Raw genomic sequence first — 17,249 nt, 5'->3', positions numbered from 1 at the left:
CTAGTGCCCGGAGGGCTTGCGGTCCAGCATATGGTGCTCCGTTCCCAAATCAGCACGGAGGAGCTTTGTAAGCACAATACCCATGGGAATCAGTGCAAGCCAGATTGCCTTTTCCTCTAGGATTGGGCAGAGATAAGTCAGCAGCGCGGCGCCCAGGAGGAAAGCCGAGACCATACCCGCGTGGATTATTCCCCGGCGCAGCGCCGTGCGGTCCTTCTTTCGGATCGCCTTGGCAAGGCCCACCCCGACCTGCCGGATATGATTGGTGCAAAAGGTGGTGGCCATGGGAATTCCCTCCGCCTGACGAAAGGTGTTGTACTGCATGGATGCGAGGAAGTTTACAAGGACCTGCACCACCTGATGGGGCACGGACAGCGGGAGGAAGCCCAGGAGAAACAGTACCGCGGCCTCAAAAATAGTAAGGTAGGTGTCCCAACGGAGAAATCCCAGCTTCTTCACCGGCGAGGGTAATATTTCCGATACAAACGCACCCAGCAGATAAGCAGAAATGGGTATCAGAAAGTATAGTCCGCCCAGCCAGTCGCCCCTCCCGAAGTTTATCGCCATGACCAACACATTGGCGGTCTGTGCGTTGCAGAACACGCCGCCCCGGAGGACATAGGTATAGGCTCCCATCATACCGGCGCTGGCCATGAGCAGCGTGTAGACCAGCTTCTGTTCGCATACCAGATAGTCTTTCTTAGGTTCAGAAATTTGCTTGGTATTCATGAGAATAGCTCCTTAACAGATTTAAAAAGGCAGCCGGCTGTGAAGCCGGCTGCCTTTTTTATTACTAAGCTAAGCACAACCTATAAACGCGGGCATAAGACCTGCCGCCCACAGTGCTCTAAGCTGCGCAAGTTGCCAGCGGGGGCACCCCGCTTACTTGCAGGCTTCCTTCAGCGCGGCCAGCTGCTCCTTGAGAGCCGCCGGGAGCTTGTCGCCGAACTGCTTGTAGAACTCCTCGATGCCCTCGGCCTCCTTGGCCCAGGCGGCCTTGTCCACCACCAGGATGTCCTTCAGAGTGTCGATGGAGAAGTCCTCCAGACCCTCCAGGTTGATGTCCTCGGCCTTGGGTACAAAGCCGATGGGGGTCTCCACGGCGTCCACCTTGCCCTCGCAGCGCTTGAGGATCCACTCGACAACGCGGAAGTTGTCGCCGAAGCCGGGCCAGATGAAGTGGCCGTCCGCGTCGGTACGGAACCAGTTGACGTTGAAGATCTTCGGGGCCTTGTCGCCCAGCTTCTCGCCCATCTCGATCCAGTGCTGGAAGTAGTCGCCCATATGGTAGCCGCAGAAGGGCAGCATGGCCATGGGGTCACGACGCACAACGCCTACGGCTCCCGCGGCGGCGGCGGTGGTCTCAGAGCCCACAACGGAGCCTACGAACACACCGGCGTCCCAGCTGCGGGACTGGTAGACCAGCGGCACGGTGTCGGGGCGGCGGCCGCCGAAGATGATGGCGGACACCGGCACGCCCTCGCCCTTGTCGAACTCAGGGCTGATGCAGGGGCAGTTCTTGGCGGGGGCGGTAAAGCGGCTGTTGGGATGGGCCAGCTTGTTGCCCTCGGCGATAAACTCGGGGCCGTTCACATCGGCGCCCTTCCACTCCTGGGCATTTACAGGCGGGTTCTTGTCAAGGCTCTCCCACCAGACGGTGTTGTCGTCCAGATTGCGGCCCACGTTGGTGAAGATGGTGCCCTTCTGGGTGGAAATAAGGGCGTTGGGGTTACTTTTCATATTGGTGCCGGGGGCCACGCCGAAGAAGCCGTTCTCAGGGTTGATGGCGTAGAGACGGCCGTCGGGGCCCTGGCGCATCCAGCTGATGTCGTCGCCAACGGTCCAGACCTTATAGCCCTTCTCACGGTAGCCCTCGGGGGGTATCATCATGGCGAGGTTCGTCTTGCCGCAGGCGGAGGGGAAGGCGGCGCAGACATACTTGACCTCACCCTGGGGATTCTCGATGCCCAGGATAAGCATATGCTCGGCCATCCAGCCCTCGTTCTTGGCCTGATAGGAGGCTATACGCAGGGCGAAGCACTTCTTGCCCAGCAGCACGTTGCCGCCGTAGCCGGAGTTGACGCTGATGATATAGTTGTCCTCGGGAAAGTGGCAGATGTAGCGCTTCTCCTCGTCAATGTCTACCTTGCAGTGCAGACCCTTCACCCAGTCGGTGCTGTCGCCCAGCACGTCCAGGACCTTCTGGCCGGTGCGGGTCATGATGGACATATTCAGCACCACGTAGATGGAGTCGGTGACCTCAACGCCTATCTTGGCGAGGGGGGAGCCGATGGGGCCCATGGAGTAGGGGATAACATACATGGTGCGGCCCTTATAGCTGCCACGGGCAATGTCAAAGAGCATCTTATAGGCCTTCTCGGGGTCCATCCAGTGGTTTGTCGGGCCCGCGTCCTCCTCCTTCTTGGAGCAGATGAAGGTGCGGCCCTCTACCCGGGCCACGTCGTTGACGGCGGTGCGGTGGTAGTAGCAGTCGGGGAGCTTCTCCTGGTTAAGCTTGATCATCTCGCCTGTTTCGCAGGCCTGACGGCGCAGGTCCTCGATCTGCTCCTCAGAGCCGTCGATCCACACCACATTGTCGGGCGTGACCAGCTCCTTCATTTCCTCAAGCCAGTTGAGGATGGTCTTGTTGTTGGTCATGATTGTATTGACTCCTTTCGCAAATGAAATTGTGTTAGGATAAATTGAAGCACATTTCTGATTTATATTTTATCACAGCACAAAGAAATAATCAATGGGGTTTTTCCAAATTTTGCAGTCTGTTCATTTACTGCTCCCAAAGGGCCACTTGGCCCCGGGCCCGGGTCTTTTCCATGTCGATGAGCCTTTGGTTGCCGCTGCCGCGAAAGTGCAGGTCCAGATCCTTCTGCTCCTCTATGAAAGGGCCGTCTACCAGAAGGTCCGTTTCGGACAGGAGGGCCTGTACGGCCGGATCCTCCGAAGCGGCCAGCTCCTCGTAGGTATAGCCGGTGTAAACCACAACGTCTTTACGGGCACTGTGGACGAGCCGGGCAAGCTCCGCAAGGGCTTCGGCTTGACAGAAGGGCTCGCCGCCGCTTAAAGTGACGCCCTTTAAAAGAGGGTTGCGTTTAAACCGGGCGAAGATATCCTCTACCGCCATTTCCGTGCCCCCCTTAAAGGGGTGGGTCTGGGGGTTATGGCAGCCGGGGCATTTATGGGGGCAGCCCTGAACAAAGACGGCGAGGCGTATGCCGGGGCCGTCCACTATGGATTCCGGCTCAAGGCCCGCCACCTGAAGCTTGGCGGCGCTCACTCCCATGGTATCGCCCTCCGGCCCTCTATGGGCTGCTGCAGGCTGTACCCCAGAGGGGTCAGGGTTATGTAGCCGTCATATAGCCGGTCATAGTCGTTGTCGGACCCAGGGCAGCGCTCCGGCGGGTGTGACGGCGGGTGGTAGAGGCTCTGTCCCTCAAAGCCGGGCTCCGGGTTGGGGCGCTTCTCATAGGCTCCCCGCCAGCGGTTATTACCCAGGGGCGTCCAGCAGATTCCCTTTACAGACGCCAGGGGCAGGGCCGGTATATTGATATTCAGCACCTCTGTAAAATCCTGCTCCAGGTCCAGCAGGTCGAAGATGCACAGGAAGGTCTCCACTGTGCGGTGGTCGTCCGCGTCTATGGGGGCCGACAGGGCGATAGCCTTTACACCCATCATGGCCGCTTCAAGGGCCGCGGCCACCGTGCCCGAGTACAGCAGGTCCTGGGAGAGATTGCAGCCCCGGTTTGGGCCGGCTATCACCAGATCCACAGGGCCCGGCGCGAAGTTCATAAGCCCCAGCCTTGTGCAGTCCGCAGGTGTCCCTGACACCGCCCAGGCCGGCACGCCGTGGGGGAAATCCTCCCGATGGGCGAAAAGGGGCGAATGGAGGGTCACGCCGTGACCGATGGCGCTGCAGTTATTGGCGGGCGCAACTACGGTGACGGCGTGCTCCCGGGACAGGCCCAGGGCCAGGGCCCAGAGGGCGGGGGAGTGGAGGCCGTCGTCGTTGACCAGCAGGAGGTTCATGGCGTCAGGCCTCCCGGTCGCAGGGGCAGCCCATGCCGTGCTTCACCCGGTCCTTCTCCTCGGCGCGCTTGGCGTTGTTCCAGCGGTCAATGGTGCCCACCAGGTACCCGGTGATGCGGCGGATGCGCTCGAACTCGCGGCCTTCGCCCACTAAAATCTCCTTGGTGCCAACGATGCCTGCTTCTTGTCTTGTAGTCATGATAGTTTCCTCCTAAGTTTTTATTATACGTAAATTAGTGATTTATTTGCGCGGTCAAGGGGCGTTAGGCCCCTTGCAGGGTGTGGGGCAGAGCCCCACGACCTTGCCGTAGGGCGCGGCCGAGAGTTCGCTGCGCGAACTGAAGGCTTTATATTACTTCAAAAAATCAGCTTATCAGCCCCGAGTAGTCCGGCACATCGTGGTACTTCTTTCTCAGCTCATCCAGCTTCTCCAGGGGCACCCCCTCGCCGGAGCGCCGCCCGCAGCGGGGGCACACGTCGTCTATTATGCCGTTGTACCCGCAGACCGGGTCCCGGTCCACCGGGTGGTTCACCGAGCCGTAGCCTATGCCCGCCTCCTTCATGCAGCGGATAATGCTCTCGAAGGCGTCCAGGTTCTTGCAAACGTCCCCGTCCAGCTCCACATAGCTGATATGCCCGGCGTTGGTCAGGGCGTGGAAGGGGGCCTCCTTCTGTATCTTCTCAAAGGCGGAAATGGGGTAGTACACTGGCACATGGAAGGAGTTGGTGTAGTAGTCCCGGTCGGTGATGCCCTTTATTATGCCGTACTTCTTCTTGTCTATCCGTGTAAAGGTGCCGGAGAGCCCTTCGGCCGGGGTGGCAAGCAGCGTAAAGTTCAGGCCGGTCTCCTTAGAGAGCTTATCCATACGCTTGCGCATATATGTTATAATCTCAAGGCCCAGCTTATAGCTCTCCTCGCTCTCCCCGTGGTGTTTGCCGGTAAGGGCCACCAAAGTCTCCGCAAGGCCGATGAAGCCCACGGACAATGTGCCGTGCTTCAGGACCTCGGCCACGGAGTCGTTGCGGTCCAGGTTGTCGGAGTCTATCCACACCCCCTGGCCCATTAGGAAGGGGTAGTTATAGGCCTTCTTGCTGCACTGTATCTTGAAGCGGTGAAGAAGCTGCTCCACGCACATATCTATGCGCTGGTCCAGTATCTCGTAGAATTTCTTTATGTCCTTATTGGCCTCGATGCCTATGCGGGGCAGGTTCACCGAGGTGAAGCTCAGATTCCCCCGGCCGCAGGTGGTCTCGTGCTTGCGGTCGTGGACGTTGCCCATGACCCTGGTGCGGCAGCCCATATAGGCTATCTCCGTGTCGTAGTCGCCCTTCTTGTAATATTGCAGGTTGAAGGGAGCGTCGATAAAGCTGAAGTTGGGGAAGAGCCGCTTTGCAGAGACCCTCATGGCCAGCTTGAACAGGTCGTAGTTGGGGTCCTCGGGGTTATAGTTTATACCCTCCTTCACCTTGAAGATCTGCACCGGGAAGATGGGAGTCTCTCCGTCCCCAAGGCCCGCTTCGGTGGCCAGCAGCAGATTCCTCATAACCATGCGTCCCTGCTCGCTTGTGTCCGTGCCGTAGTTTATGGAGGAGAAGGGCACCTGGGCCCCGGCCCGGGAATTCATGGTGTTAAGGTTGTGCACCAGGGCCTCCATGGCCTGATAGGTGGCCTTGTCCGTCTCCCGCCAGGCGGTCTCCTTGGCATAGGCGGCGGCGTCGCTGGCCTCCTCCCAGGTTATCTCCTCAAACCCGCACTCCTTCTGGTGCTGGGGCAGGAAGTCGGCAAAGGACTTGCCATATTTGTCCACATTCTTCATGGTGACCTTATAGTGCAGCTCCAGGGCCGCCCGGTCTATCATGGCCTCGGCCTGGCCGTGGGGCATATCCTTCCGAAGCTGGAAGAACTGTATAAGAGCTTTAAGATACTCCTTATGGTAGGTCTTGTCCACGCCCTGGGCCATGGAGTAGTCAAAGTTGGGCACACTCTGGCCGCCGTGCATCTCGTTTTGGTTGGCCTGTATGGCTATGCACGCCAGCGCCGCGTAGCTGCGGATATCCTTGGGCTCCCTAAGGTAGCCGTGGCCGGTGGAAAAGCCGTTTTTAAAGAGCTTTATCAGGTCTATCTGGCAGCAGGTCTCCGTAAGGGTGTAGAAGTCCTTGTCGTGGATGTGTATGTCGCCGTCCGCATCGGCCTTTGAAAGGTGGGGCGGGATAACGTACTTGTCATAGAAGCTCTTGGCCCCCTCGCTGCCGTACTTAAGCATGGTGCCCATGGCGGTGTCGGCGTTGATGTTGGCGTTCTCCCTTTTGAGGTCCACATCCTCTGCGGGCACGAAGGTCAGGGCCGAGTAGATCTTTACCAGCTCGTCGTCCATCTCCCTAAGGCGCTGGTGCTGGGCCCGGTACAGGATGTAGGCCTTGGCGGTCTTGGCGTAGTCGGCGGCGATGAGCTTCTCCTCCACAACGTCCTGGGTCTGCTCCACGGTGGGAGTGGACTCCATACTCTCAAGCTCCTCCACCACCTTGGCGGTCAGGTCGTCCAGGTCCCTGTCGCTGAAGCGCTCTGTGGCGATACGCACGTTGGCCTTGAAAATGGCCGCCCGTATCTTGGCCGCGTCGAAGCGGACCTGCTCGCCGTTGCGTTTGATAATTTTCTTTGGCATTTTGGAAACATTCTCCTTCCCACGGTGAACGTGGTAATAGCCCCTTTGGGGGGCAGCTTCTATTATATGCCAAACCGGCGAGAAAGTCAACTATATCTTGTGCATTATTTTAATTCATTTTCGGCAATACCCCAATATGTAGAGAACACTTAGGCCCCTAAGGTGGGGCCTAAGTGTGCGGTTTTCGTTGATATTCAGCCGTTTATCGGGATTTTTAATATCCTTCCTCCGCTTTTGTGACGGCTATATTTAGTTCCCGCAGCTGGCCCTCGGTGACAGCCGAGGGAGCTCCCATCATCACGTCCTGGGCGCTCTGGTTCATGGGGAAGGCGATGACCTCCCGGATGAAGGTCTCCCCCGTGAGGAGCATTATCAGCCGGTCCACTCCCGGGGCGGCCCCGGCATGGGGCGGCGCGCCATAGCAGAAGGCGTTGTACATAGCAGGGAACTTGCCCCGCACGTCCTCCTCAGAAAGCCCTACAAGCTCGAAGGCCTTCACCATTATCTCCGGGTCGTAGTTCCGCTCGGCCCCGCTGGCAAGCTCATAACCATTACACACCAGGTCATACTGGCAGGCCCTGATGTCCAGGGGGTCCAGCTCGCCCCGCTCGGCCTTCAGGAGGGCTTCTTTGCCGCCGTGGGGCATGGAGAAGGGGTTATGGCCGAACTGGAGCTCTCCGCTCTCCTCGCCTATCTCGTACATGGGGAAGTCCACTATCCAACATAGCGCGTATTGCTTTTCGTCCATATGCCCGGGGCAGGCTGCGCCTAAAAGCTTACGCGCCACGCCCGCCGTTTTCTGGGCCACAGCCTTTTTGCCCGCGGAGAGCATCACCAGAGAGCCGGGCTGTAAAGCCAGCTCGCTTTTCACTTTTTCGCAGAGGGCCGGGTCGGCGTTTATGAACTTGGCTATGCCCCCGGCGATCTCGCCCTTCTCGTCCAGTTTGAACCAGTAGGTCTTCTGGGCGGTCTGAACCTCCACTTCAGCGCAGAGCTTGTCGATGGCCTTGCGGGTCAGGTCGCAGCCGGAAACGGGTACGGCTTTTATCACGTTCCCCTCAAAGGGCCCAAAGCCGCAGCCGGAGAGGAGCTCTGTCACGTCCTTGATAAGTAAGTCTATGCGCAGGTCGGGCTTGTCGCTGCCGTAGTCCTCCATGGCCTGCAAAAAGGGTATACGTTTAAAGGGCCCCTCAGAGACACGCTGGCCGTATACGCCAAAGTCCCTGAATACCGGCGGCAGCACCGCCTCTATCACCCTGAACACGTCCTCCTGGCCCGCGAAGGCCATCTCCATGTCCAGCTGGTAGAACTCCCCGGGGGAGCGGTCGCCACGGGCGTCCTCGTCCCGGAAGCAGGGGGCTATCTGGAAATATTTGTCAAAGCCGGAGGCCATTAAAAGCTGCTTGAATTGCTGGGGGGCCTGGGGCAGGGCGTAGAATTTGCCGGGGTGCTTGCGGGAGGGCACCAGGTAGTCCCGGGCGCCCTCGGGTGAGGAGGCCGTCAGAATGGGGGTGGTTATCTCCAAAAAGCCCTCCTGCTCCATGGCCCGGCGCAGGGCAGAGACGACTTTGCTGCGCAGGACGATATTGCCCTTCACGTTGGGGTTGCGCAAATCTAAATAGCGGTATTTTAACCTCTGGGACTCGTCCGCGTCCCGGGAGAAGTTTATCTCGAAGGGCAGCTCGTTATACTGGCAGCGCCCCAACACCTCTAGCTTTGTGGGGGTTATCTCTATGTCCCCGGTGGGCTGCTTTGGGTTCTTGCTGGTGCGCTCCCGGACGGTGCCGGTGACGGAGATGGTGGTCTCCTTATTAAGGGCCTTTACCTGAGCCAGAAGCTCCGGGGTCTCAAGGACCACCTGGGTGGTGCCGAAAAAGTCCCGAAGCACCAGAAAGGCTATGCCGCCGCCCACCTCGCGCAGGTTCTCCAGCCAGCCGCAGAGGGTGACGGTTTCCCCGGCGTTCTCCAGACGGAGCTCGCCGCAGTTATGTGTTCTGAGCATATCAAATCACTCCAAATATTTAAAAACTGAGATCGTCCTGGGCTGTGGAGAAGGTCAGGTAGTCGTCCACAAAGCCCTCGCCGACGCGGACCTTTTTGGTCTCGCCGCTGGACATATCTTTAAGCGCGGCCATGCCGGAGGCCAGCTCGTCCTCCCCCAGCACCATGCTGAACTTCGCGCCAATTTTACCGGCATACTTCATCTGGGCTTTTAAGCCCCGGCCGCAGATATCGCAGTCGGCGGTTATGCCGCAGCGGTGAAGGGTGTCTGTGAGCGCCAGGGCCTTTACCTGGGCCTTATCGCCCATGGCGGCGATGTAGACCTCGCACTTATCCTCCTCCGGGAACTCCACCCTTCCCTCCTCCAGGGCCAGCATTATCCTGTCCATACCCAAGCCGAAGCCCAGCCCCGGCGTGGGGCTGCCGCCCATCTCCTCCACCAGGCCGTCGTAACGCCCGCCGCCGCCCAGAGCAAAGCCCAGGCTTTTTGAGGGGAACTCGAACACCGTGCGGGTGTAGTAGTCCAGGCCCCGCACCAGGCCTGGGTCCAGCTCGTATTCTATCCCCAGCGCCGTCAGATACTCCTGCACCTTGCCGAAGTGCTCCCGGCAGTCCGCGCAGAGGTAGTCGGTTATCACCGGGGCGTCCTTCGCAAGCTCCTTGCACTCCGGATTCTTGCAGTCCAGTATGCGCAGGGGGTTGCGGTCAAGCCTTGACAGGCAGGTATCGCAGAGCTTGTCCTTATTCGCCGTGAAATAGTCCTTTAAGGCCTTATGGTACTCCCTGCGGCACTCCGGGCAGCCGATGGAGTTTAGCTGCAACCCCACGTCCTCAAGGCCCAGGCGCTTGAAGGCCGACATGGCCATGGCGATTATCTGTGCGTCCGCTAGGGGCTCCGCCGCGCCGAAGACCTCCACGCCGAAGGTGCGGAACTCCCGCATACGCCCGGCCTGGGGCTTCTCGTACCTATAGCAGGGAAGGTTATAGTAGAGCTTCACCGGGTATCCGGCGTTATAGAGCCCGTTTTCCAGCATGGCCCGCACGGCTCCCGCCGTGCCCTCGGGCCGCAGGGTGACGGAGCGCCCCCCCTTGTCCTCGAAGGTGTACATCTGCTTTTCCACCACGTCGGTCACGTCGCCCATGCCCCGCTGGAACAGCTCCGTGTGCTCAAAGGCCGGGGTGCGTATCTCGCCGAAGCCGTTGAGCCGGGCCTCGCTTATGAGCACCTGCTCCGCCGCCTGCCATCGGCGGGTCTTTTCGGGGGTCAGGTCCTGGGTGCCCTTGGGGGCTTTGGTTATCAGGTTCATTTTTATAACTTCTTTCTATTGCATATTACTGTTAAATTATTCGGCCTTCTTCGGCCGGTACTTTTCGTCGCCGGTCTCTATCCACAGGATAAAGCCGGCTATCTCAGTGCCGGTCCAGCCCTTTTCGCGCAGACCGATTATGAGCCTGGAGCTCTCAGACATATTTATATTTAACGCTCCCTCGTTATTACGGCTTCACAAAGTCTCTCCAGTCCAGGTCCCCGCGCTCCAGCCCGTGGATAAGCACCTCGGCCGTGGCTATATTCGTCGCCACGGGGATGTTGTGCATATCGCACAGCCGCAGCAGGTTCAGCGCGCTGGGCTCGTTGGACTGGGGGTTCAAAGGGTCCCTAAAAAACAGCAGCAGGTCGATCTCGTCGCAGGATATCCTGGCCGCGATCTGCTGGTCGCCGCCCTGGGGCCCGCTTAAAAAGCGCTGCAATTTGAGCCCTGTGGCCTCAGAGACCATCTTACCGGTGGTGCCCGTCCCGCACAGCGAGTGGCGGCTGAGTATGCCGCAATAGGCAATGCAGAACTGTACCATCAGTTCCTTCTTTGCGTCGTGGGCAGTTAATGCAATGTGCATAATGAACTCCTCCCGGTTATAAAAAATACATATTTATATAAAAATATGCTAAAATTTGCCCTATCTCCTAGCCGAGATACCATGCGGGCATGGGCACGCTCTCCCCCTCAAGCCTTGCCGCCGCGCGGCTTAAAGCCAGCCTCCCCGGGGAACTCTCCGGCGCGGGTTTACCCCGCAGAAGGGCCGCCGCAAGGCTGTGGTCCAGGGGCACCAGGGCGCAGAGCTGTATGCCCGCCGCGTCGATAACGCCGTCCAGGTCGCTATAGGCCCCGGTCGCCCGGAAAAGGCCCCGATCGAACTGGTTGATTATAAGCCGCATATCCTTAATATCCAGTTGCTGCAAAAGCAGCCGCACCCTTGCCGCGCTGCGCACGGACACTGGGTCCGGACCACAGAGCACCAGGGCTCTGTCCGCGGCGCAGGCCGCCGACTGGAACCCCATGCCCACCCCTGCCGGGGAGTCCAGCAGCACATGGTCGTAGTATCGCTTTAAAAGGGGTATCAGCCGCCGCATCACCGGTGGACGCACCATATCCTCCACCCGGACCGGGGCCGGCAGCAGGAACAGCCCCCGGGAGTCGTCCTCCGGGTTCTCGGCCCTCCTGTCCCCGGCCTCCTGGCAGGGATAGATAGCCTGTGCGGGGGAGCACCGGCCAAAGACCACGTCGGAGATGTCGTATACCAGTTCGCTCTCCGTGCCCGACAGCCTGTCAAGGCCCCGAAGCCCCGCGTCACAGTCCACCAGAAGGACTCTGCGGCCCCGGGCGGCCAGCGCCCGGCCAAGGCCCACGGCGGCGGTGGATTTACCCACGCCGCCCTTTCCAGAGGTGATTACCGTTGCAATTCCCATGCTGAACACCGCCTTATCATACATCTTACCACATAGAACGTGATTTGTCAAAAACAAAACACGCTTTTTTGAAATTATATTCGCCCTGCACAAATTTGCGGGGCGAACTTTGTTAAATATTTTTTTGTGAGAGTTGGCCGTTAAGCCAACTCTTGTCTCTAGGAGCTGTCTCCTGATCCGTCTCCGTTGTCCCCGGAGCCGTCTCCGTCCTCGCCGCTGCCGTCGGGGGCGGGGGAGGGCGAGGGGGTCGGGGCCGCGCCGCCGGTATAGTAGGGCGTATCAAGGGCCGGCGTCGGGGCCGGCTCGGGGGAGCTGCCCTCCTCCGGGTTATCTGCGGGCACAGAGCCGCCGGTAAAGATATGGTCCGGGATATCGCTGCCGCGCTTGGGAGCGGGTGTGGGCGTGGGTTCGGTCTCTCCGGTCCCCTTGTTATCGCCGCCCTCAGGGCCCTCCGTGGGGGTGGGGGAGGGGCTGGCCTTAGCCTTATCAAGCTCCTCCTTGGTCTTTATTATCTTGCCCTCGTCGTCCACCTGATTGCCCTCCTGGTCGAACTTATTGCCCTCCTTGTCCCAGGTGTAGAACCCGAAGTAGTAGTCCAGCATATCTTTTGCCACGTTCATGGCGTAGGAGCCGGAGCGGCCGTGCTCCAGCACCACGGCCACGGCTATCTTTGGGTCCTCGGCCGGGGCGTAGGCGATGAAGCTGATGTTCTCCTCGGTGCCGCCGTCCTCCCAGTCAAGGCCGGAGGTCTGGGCCGTGCCGGTCTTGCAGGCCACGGCCACCGGGTAGTCTGAGAAGACCCGGCGGGCCGTGCCGGTGAGGGAGGTCTGTATCATGGCCTGGCGCACCACCCCGAGGGCCTCGGGGGAGAGCATGGCGTCGTAGAGCACTTCGGGCTCGTACCGGCGCACCAGATCCTGGCGGGAATAGTCGGTGACCTCCTCCAGGAAGTGGGCCTTCATGCGCACGCCGTTGTTGGCGATAGTGGCCGTATAGGCGGCCAGCTGCATGGTGGTAAACCAGTTGTCCGCCTGACCGATGGCCGCCTGGGCGGTGTTGCCGTCGGTCCATTCATCGCCGCGCTCGCTGTGTATCTGCTGATAGCTCTGGGGGCTGGTCATATTGCCCACGGACTCGGAGAGCTCCACCCCGGTCAGGGACCCAAGGCCGAAATAGTTGGCGTAGGCGTCAAGACGCTTTATGCCCAGGTCCAGGCCCAGCTTGGCAAAGTAGCAGTTGCAGGACCCGGCGATGGCCTCGTACAGGTTGGCCCAGCCGTGCTTGTCGGTACAGTGCAGCTTCAGGTCATGGTACTCGAACACGCCCACAAGGCCCGGGCCGTCGCAGTCATAGAGACCGTCGCCGTCGCTCATGACTCCCTCCTGAAGCCCCGCGATGGCCACCATGGGCTTGAACACCGAGCCGGGGGCGTATACGCCGTTGAGGGCCCGGCAGAAAAGGGACTGGTCCTCGTCCATGAGGGCGGCTGTGCGGTAGTCGCTGTCCGTAAGGTACAGGTTCTCGTCATAACTGGGGTAGGAGGAGCAGGCCAGCACCCCGAAGTCCTCAAGGTCGATGGCCACCGCCGCCCCCGCCCGGCAGTCGTGGGCCCGGTCGTCGCCCTTCAGGCCGGTGTTCTTGTTGGCCTTTATGTTCTGCTCCAGGGAGCGGTTCGTCACCCGCTGCATATTGGAGTCCAGGGTCAGCCGGACGGTGTGGCCCTGCTCGGGCTGCTCCTTGATGGCGGTGGTCACCACGTCGCCGTTCTCGTCGGTGAACACGGCCCTAAGACCCCTGGTGCCCCGCAGGTCCTCCTCGAAAGCGGCCTCGGCCCCCACGGAGCCTATCTTCTCGTCGGGCTTGTACCCGGCCACGTTTTTTTCGCTGTCGTATATCCGGCCGTTCTTCTCCATCTCCTCATAGGTCTTGTCGTCTATAGTCCAGGTATAGCCGATGATATGGGGGGCGATGGTGCCGTCGGGATAGTACCGCTCCACGCTTACCCGGGTCTCTATGCCCTGCCAGCGGTCCTGGTACTCCCCGAAAACCCCCACCGTCTCCGGGGACACGCCGGAGGCTATGACAAAGGGCTCGTATATGGAGAAGTTCTCGGAGGTCATGCAGTACCTTACGGAGGCCACCGTGCGGGTGTCCTCCTTGGAGTGGCCCTGGTAGTGGTAGCGCTTTGAGAGCTCCTCCATGCAGTCGTCGGCGGTGGCGTAGTCCGCCAGGTTCAGGAAGGTTTTCAGGTCTCCGACCTCGTCGTCCTCCTCGCTGCCGTCCTCCTTAAAGCGGTAGTTCCCCTCCTCGTCCAGCTCTATGGGCAGGAGGTCCCGCCAGGATTCCCCCCGCTCCTCCAGAAGGTCGGTGACCTCCAGAATAGTGGAGTTGCGCTGGGAGTCGTCCATATAAAGGGCGTTATAGATGACCTCGTATACCGTGTGGTTTCCGGCCAGCACATTGCCGTCCCGGTCCAGTATCTCGCCCCGGGCGGCGCTTATCTCCACCGCGTCCGTGCGGTTGCTCATGGCCTCCTGAAGATACAGATTGCCGTTTATAAGCTGCCAGTTGGCCAGCTGTAACACATAAATGAAAAAGAAAACGCATACAAACAGGATACAGGCGCCGGTGCGCCCTATCCTTATCCTGGGCAGCTTCAAAGCGCCCACCTCCTTCTATGGCAGCAACTCCTCCCCGGGCAGGGCCTCCGCCAGGGCCCTGTTCAACAGGTACAAGAGCGGCACAAAGATCAAAGTATACAGGTACTTGGGCAGATAGTGCATACGCAGGGCATAGCCCGGCGAGGAATAGTGGAAATAGTAGAAGAAAAGCCACTGGGCCCCAAAGGCGAGCCCCAGGGCCACAATGCCCGTCAGCATAGCCGTCACGGGGTTGACCTGTAGGAAGGTCCTTACAAGCAGGCTTATGAAAAAGCACAGCACACCCATCACCAGGGCGTGAAAGCCCAGAACGCCGGAGTAGCCGAAATCGCAGAAAAGCCCGGCCGCTACGCCGAAGGCCATAGCCCGGGTCTCCTCCTCAAACATGGCTATAACGGCCGCGGCGGGCAGCACCAGCACAGGCCGGGCCCCATACACGTGGGGCAGAAGGCCCGGCGTCTCCTGCAGCATAAACAGCACCAAAAGCTCCAGCACGAAGGCCAAGCTGCGCACGATACGGTTAAGGTCCCTCATTCCGCGTCCTCCTCGCTGTCCCCCGGGTCCGGCTGGGTAACGGTATCGTCCTCCCCCTGGCCGGGGAAGGAGATTATGACCTGCACCTCTTTGACAGAGGCCAGGTCCTCAAAGGGCCGCACCACCGCGTATTTGGACACGTCGGTCTCGGATTTCTCCACGCTCTCCACAACGCCTATCTTCAGGTCCGCGGGGTACACTCCGCCCTCGCCGGAGGTGGTGATTATGTCGCCCTGTGTGAGGGCGGTTTCCCCGGTAAGGTAGTCAAGGCGCAGAAGTCCGGAGCTCGCCATGGTTATGTTGCAGCCGATGAGCCCGCTCTCCCGCTTGTCGATGGAGACGGCGGCCACGTTCACGTTCTCGCTCAGTAAGCACTCCACCTTGCTGGTGGTGGCATAGGCGCTGGTGACCACGCCCACAAGCCCCTTGTCGGTTATCACCGGGTCCCCCTCGCTGACTCCTGAGAGGGTGCCGATACCGATAGAGAACCCGGAGAAGGGGTCGTTGGGGTCCCGGCCTATGACGGCGGCGGAGCGCATCTCGTTTTCGGGCCGCTGCTCGCTTATATGCAGCTGCACCTTCAGGCGCTCATTCTCCTGCTCCATCTGGGTGTAGTCGATGAGCTTGTCATAAAGCTGGCTGTTCTCCTCCTGAAGGGCGGCCACCAGAGCCTTGAGCTCGTCCTTTGTAAGGCCGTCTATGTCTAAAAACTCCGTGACCCCGTCGGTAAGGTCCGTGGCCACGGACTGCATCGGCGTGGACACAAAGCCCAGTATGCTGGCGATAAGGGAGCCGCCGGCCGAGGCGGTGTAGATAATAAGCCCCAAGAGCACCACCACCGTGATGATGAGCACCTTGAAGGAGCCGGCCTTAAGAAAATCTCTCACGGCTTATTTTCTCCGGCTGGTGCGGTAATAGGACTTGGGCAGCTCGATCTCAAGGCTCTTGCCCGTGCCCTCCACCACGCAGTCCAGGGGTCGCTCCGCCACGTGGACGGGTATGCCCGTCTCCTGGCTCACAAGCCTGTCCAGGCCCTTTAAAAGCGCGCCGCCGCCGGTGAGCATAATGCCCCGGTCGATAATGTCCGCGGCAAGCTCGGGCGGGGTCTGCTCCAGGGTCTCCTTTATGGCGTCCACCACCACCATCACGCTGTCCGCAAGGGCCTCTCGGACCTCGTCGGCGTGTATGGTCACGTTCTTGGGAAGTCCGTCCACCAGGTTCCGGCCCTTTATCTCCACAAAGGCGTTGATGGTCTCCTCGGTGGGGAAGGCGGAGCCTATGCGCATTTTGATCTCCTCGGCGGTGCGCTCGCCTATAAGCAGGTTGTACTTCTTCTTCACGTAGGTGACGATGGCCTCGTCAAACTTGTCCCCGGCCATGCGCACGGACACGGCCGTGACAATATCCCCAAGGGATATTACAGCCACTTCAGAGGTGCCGCCGCCGATGTCCACCACCATGCTGCCGGTGGCCTCGGCCACGGGTAAGCCCGCGCCCACGGCGGCGGCCATGGGCTCCTCCATCAGGTCCACGTTGTTGGAGCCCGCCTGGCGCGCAGCGTCCTCAACGGCCCGGCGCTCCACCTCCGTCACCCCGGAGGGGATGCAGATTATTATCCTGGGCCGGGCCAGGGCGCCCGAGCGTAGGGCCTTTTTGATAAAATACTTGAGCATGGCGGCGGTCACGTCGAAGTCCGCGATAACACCGTCCTTCAGGGGCCGCACGGCCACTATTGAGCCAGGTGTGCGCCCCAGCATCTCCTTGGCCTGCTTGCCCACGGCCAGCACCTCGTCGGTGCGCACGTCAACCGCCACCACCGAGGGCTCGCGCATGACTATGCCCTTGCCGCGCATGAACACCAGGGTGTTCGCCGTGCCAAGGTCTATGCCGATATCCTTTGAAAACATGGAAAACATAGAGAGAAAGCTGGAAAATCCTGCCATAAATGACCTGCCTTTCCCCGGCCGGGCCGGTAGCAAATGTAAAGTCGCGCCTACTAAAGTGTTCCCAGGAAATGCCTGGATATTTCAAAATACAACCCATAACTAAACCCATTATACCGCATTTCACCCGGATTCTCAACAAAAAACTTCCAAAGCCCCCTCAAAATCCGGGAATAACCGAAGATGTATAGCTTTTTGGAAGAGATTGGCACAAGATATCCCGCCGTGTTAACAGCCGGTGCTGCCAAATCCCCCTTGGCCTCTTTTGGTGCCGGAAAGTTCCCCGGTCTCCACAAATTCCCCCGGAGCCGCGGGCAGGAACACCACCTGGGCTATGCGCTCCCCGGGCTCTATCACGTAGTCCGCTGTCCCAAGGTTCCGAAGGGGCACCAGCCATTCCCCCCGGTAGTCGCTGTCTATTACGCCCACCCCCTGGGCCACCACAACGCCCCTTTTGGAGCCCAGGCCGCTCCTTGAAAAGACAAAGCCCGCATACCCCTGGGGTATCTCAGCGGCAAAGCCCAGGGGGACCAGGAACACCTCCCCGGGGCGCAGGACCTGGGGGCCGGGTATACAGGCGCAAAGGTCACAGCCCGCGCTGCCGGCCGTCTGGCGGCTGGGCGTAAGGCAGCCCGGCTTTAGTTTGACAAAAGGTATCTCCATG

General features: G+C 60.0%; 16 protein-coding genes. All 16 read right to left on the bottom strand.

What is annotated here, in order from left to right:
* The 16 genes from ADH66_RS14490 to dut all read right to left on the bottom strand — a co-directional run bounded on the left by ADH66_RS14490 (position 1) and on the right by dut (position 17,248).
* Entirely contained in the window at positions 1-729 is a 729-nt protein-coding gene (locus ADH66_RS14490; protein ID WP_066539278.1) for a YoaK family protein, read from the bottom strand.
* A 153-nt stretch (positions 730-882) separates the two neighbouring features.
* Entirely contained in the window at positions 883-2,658 is a 1,776-nt protein-coding gene (locus ADH66_RS14485) for a phosphoenolpyruvate carboxykinase (GTP) (protein ID WP_066539279.1), read from the bottom strand.
* 127 nt (positions 2,659-2,785) lie between these two features.
* Complete coding sequence (gene nrdG / locus ADH66_RS14480) at positions 2,786-3,298, bottom strand: anaerobic ribonucleoside-triphosphate reductase activating protein (RefSeq protein ID WP_066539281.1); 513 nt, start codon at positions 3,296-3,298, stop codon at positions 2,786-2,788.
* Positions 3,289-4,041, bottom strand: coding sequence for a 5'/3'-nucleotidase SurE (surE, locus tag ADH66_RS14475; RefSeq protein WP_066539286.1), 753 nt, complete (start codon positions 4,039-4,041; stop codon positions 3,289-3,291). Before surE ends, nrdG begins: the two co-directional genes overlap by 10 nt.
* Before the next feature lie 4 nt (positions 4,042-4,045).
* Positions 4,046-4,240, bottom strand: a complete 195-nt coding sequence (gene nrdD, locus ADH66_RS14470) for an anaerobic ribonucleoside-triphosphate reductase (protein ID WP_066539287.1) — start codon at positions 4,238-4,240, stop codon at positions 4,046-4,048.
* A 166-nt stretch (positions 4,241-4,406) separates the two neighbouring features.
* On the bottom strand, positions 4,407-6,704 hold the full coding sequence (locus ADH66_RS14465; protein ID WP_066539288.1) for an anaerobic ribonucleoside triphosphate reductase: 2,298 nt from the start codon (positions 6,702-6,704) through the stop codon (positions 4,407-4,409).
* Between the two features lie 214 nt (positions 6,705-6,918).
* Positions 6,919-8,706, bottom strand: a complete 1,788-nt coding sequence (aspS, locus tag ADH66_RS14460; RefSeq protein WP_066539289.1) for an aspartate--tRNA ligase — start codon at positions 8,704-8,706, stop codon at positions 6,919-6,921.
* Between the two features lie 19 nt (positions 8,707-8,725).
* Positions 8,726-10,012, bottom strand: a complete 1,287-nt coding sequence (hisS, locus tag ADH66_RS14455; RefSeq protein ID WP_066539298.1) for a histidine--tRNA ligase — start codon at positions 10,010-10,012, stop codon at positions 8,726-8,728.
* A 36-nt stretch (positions 10,013-10,048) separates the two neighbouring features.
* A complete protein-coding gene (locus ADH66_RS21365) occupies positions 10,049-10,174 on the bottom strand; it encodes a hypothetical protein (RefSeq protein ID WP_257789533.1) in 126 nt (41 codons plus the stop codon).
* Between the two features lie 25 nt (positions 10,175-10,199).
* Positions 10,200-10,598, bottom strand: a complete 399-nt coding sequence (locus ADH66_RS14450; RefSeq protein ID WP_066539303.1) for a methylglyoxal synthase — start codon at positions 10,596-10,598, stop codon at positions 10,200-10,202.
* A gap of 67 nt (positions 10,599-10,665) precedes the next feature.
* Positions 10,666-11,448, bottom strand: coding sequence for a nucleotide-binding protein (locus tag ADH66_RS14445; protein WP_066539305.1), 783 nt, complete (start codon positions 11,446-11,448; stop codon positions 10,666-10,668).
* A 158-nt stretch (positions 11,449-11,606) separates the two neighbouring features.
* On the bottom strand, positions 11,607-14,108 hold the full coding sequence (locus ADH66_RS14440) for a penicillin-binding transpeptidase domain-containing protein (RefSeq protein WP_066539307.1): 2,502 nt from the start codon (positions 14,106-14,108) through the stop codon (positions 11,607-11,609).
* A gap of 15 nt (positions 14,109-14,123) precedes the next feature.
* Positions 14,124-14,642 carry a rod shape-determining protein MreD gene (gene mreD / locus ADH66_RS14435; protein ID WP_066539309.1) on the bottom strand — a complete coding sequence of 173 codons (519 nt, stop codon included), beginning with the start codon at positions 14,640-14,642 and terminating at the stop codon, positions 14,124-14,126.
* On the bottom strand, positions 14,639-15,529 hold the full coding sequence (gene mreC / locus ADH66_RS14430) for a rod shape-determining protein MreC (RefSeq protein WP_066539311.1): 891 nt from the start codon (positions 15,527-15,529) through the stop codon (positions 14,639-14,641). Before mreC ends, mreD begins: the two co-directional genes overlap by 4 nt.
* Before the next feature lie 3 nt (positions 15,530-15,532).
* Positions 15,533-16,549 carry a rod shape-determining protein gene (locus ADH66_RS14425; protein WP_066541915.1) on the bottom strand — a complete coding sequence of 339 codons (1,017 nt, stop codon included), beginning with the start codon at positions 16,547-16,549 and terminating at the stop codon, positions 15,533-15,535.
* Positions 16,550-16,813: 264 nt separating this feature from the next.
* The gene (dut, locus tag ADH66_RS14420) at positions 16,814-17,248 is read right to left on the bottom strand and encodes a dUTP diphosphatase (RefSeq protein WP_066539313.1); all 435 of its coding nucleotides are present in this window, start codon (positions 17,246-17,248) and stop codon (positions 16,814-16,816) included.
* Position 17,249 lies beyond the last annotated feature (1 nt).

Source organism: Acutalibacter muris, assembly GCF_002201475.1.
Lineage (GTDB): Bacteria > Bacillota > Clostridia > Oscillospirales > Acutalibacteraceae > Acutalibacter > Acutalibacter muris.
Note: the sequence above shows the minus strand (reverse complement) of the source record. Positions and strands in the feature narration are given on the sequence as shown.

What these genes read in the sequence shown, in the direction of transcription:
- ADH66_RS14490 (WP_066539278.1), bottom strand. Translation starts at nt 729, where the DNA reads ATGAATACCAAGCAAATTTCTGAACCTAAGAAAGACTATCTGGTATGC.
- ADH66_RS14485 (WP_066539279.1), bottom strand. Translation starts at nt 2,658, where the DNA reads ATGACCAACAACAAGACCATCCTCAACTGGCTTGAGGAAATGAAGGAG.
- nrdG (WP_066539281.1), bottom strand. Translation starts at nt 3,298, where the DNA reads ATGGGAGTGAGCGCCGCCAAGCTTCAGGTGGCGGGCCTTGAGCCGGAA.
- surE (WP_066539286.1), bottom strand. Translation starts at nt 4,041, where the DNA reads ATGAACCTCCTGCTGGTCAACGACGACGGCCTCCACTCCCCCGCCCTC.
- nrdD (WP_066539287.1), bottom strand. Translation starts at nt 4,240, where the DNA reads ATGACTACAAGACAAGAAGCAGGCATCGTTGGCACCAAGGAGATTTTA.
- ADH66_RS14465 (WP_066539288.1), bottom strand. Translation starts at nt 6,704, where the DNA reads ATGCCAAAGAAAATTATCAAACGCAACGGCGAGCAGGTCCGCTTCGAC.
- aspS (WP_066539289.1), bottom strand. Translation starts at nt 8,706, where the DNA reads ATGCTCAGAACACATAACTGCGGCGAGCTCCGTCTGGAGAACGCCGGG.
- hisS (WP_066539298.1), bottom strand. Translation starts at nt 10,012, where the DNA reads ATGAACCTGATAACCAAAGCCCCCAAGGGCACCCAGGACCTGACCCCC.
- ADH66_RS21365 (WP_257789533.1), bottom strand. Translation starts at nt 10,174, where the DNA reads ATGTCTGAGAGCTCCAGGCTCATAATCGGTCTGCGCGAAAAGGGCTGG.
- ADH66_RS14450 (WP_066539303.1), bottom strand. Translation starts at nt 10,598, where the DNA reads ATGCACATTGCATTAACTGCCCACGACGCAAAGAAGGAACTGATGGTA.
- ADH66_RS14445 (WP_066539305.1), bottom strand. Translation starts at nt 11,448, where the DNA reads ATGGGAATTGCAACGGTAATCACCTCTGGAAAGGGCGGCGTGGGTAAA.
- mreD (WP_066539309.1), bottom strand. Translation starts at nt 14,642, where the DNA reads ATGAGGGACCTTAACCGTATCGTGCGCAGCTTGGCCTTCGTGCTGGAG.
- ADH66_RS14425 (WP_066541915.1), bottom strand. Translation starts at nt 16,549, where the DNA reads ATGTTTTCAAAGGATATCGGCATAGACCTTGGCACGGCGAACACCCTG.
- dut (WP_066539313.1), bottom strand. Translation starts at nt 17,248, where the DNA reads ATGGAGATACCTTTTGTCAAACTAAAGCCGGGCTGCCTTACGCCCAGC.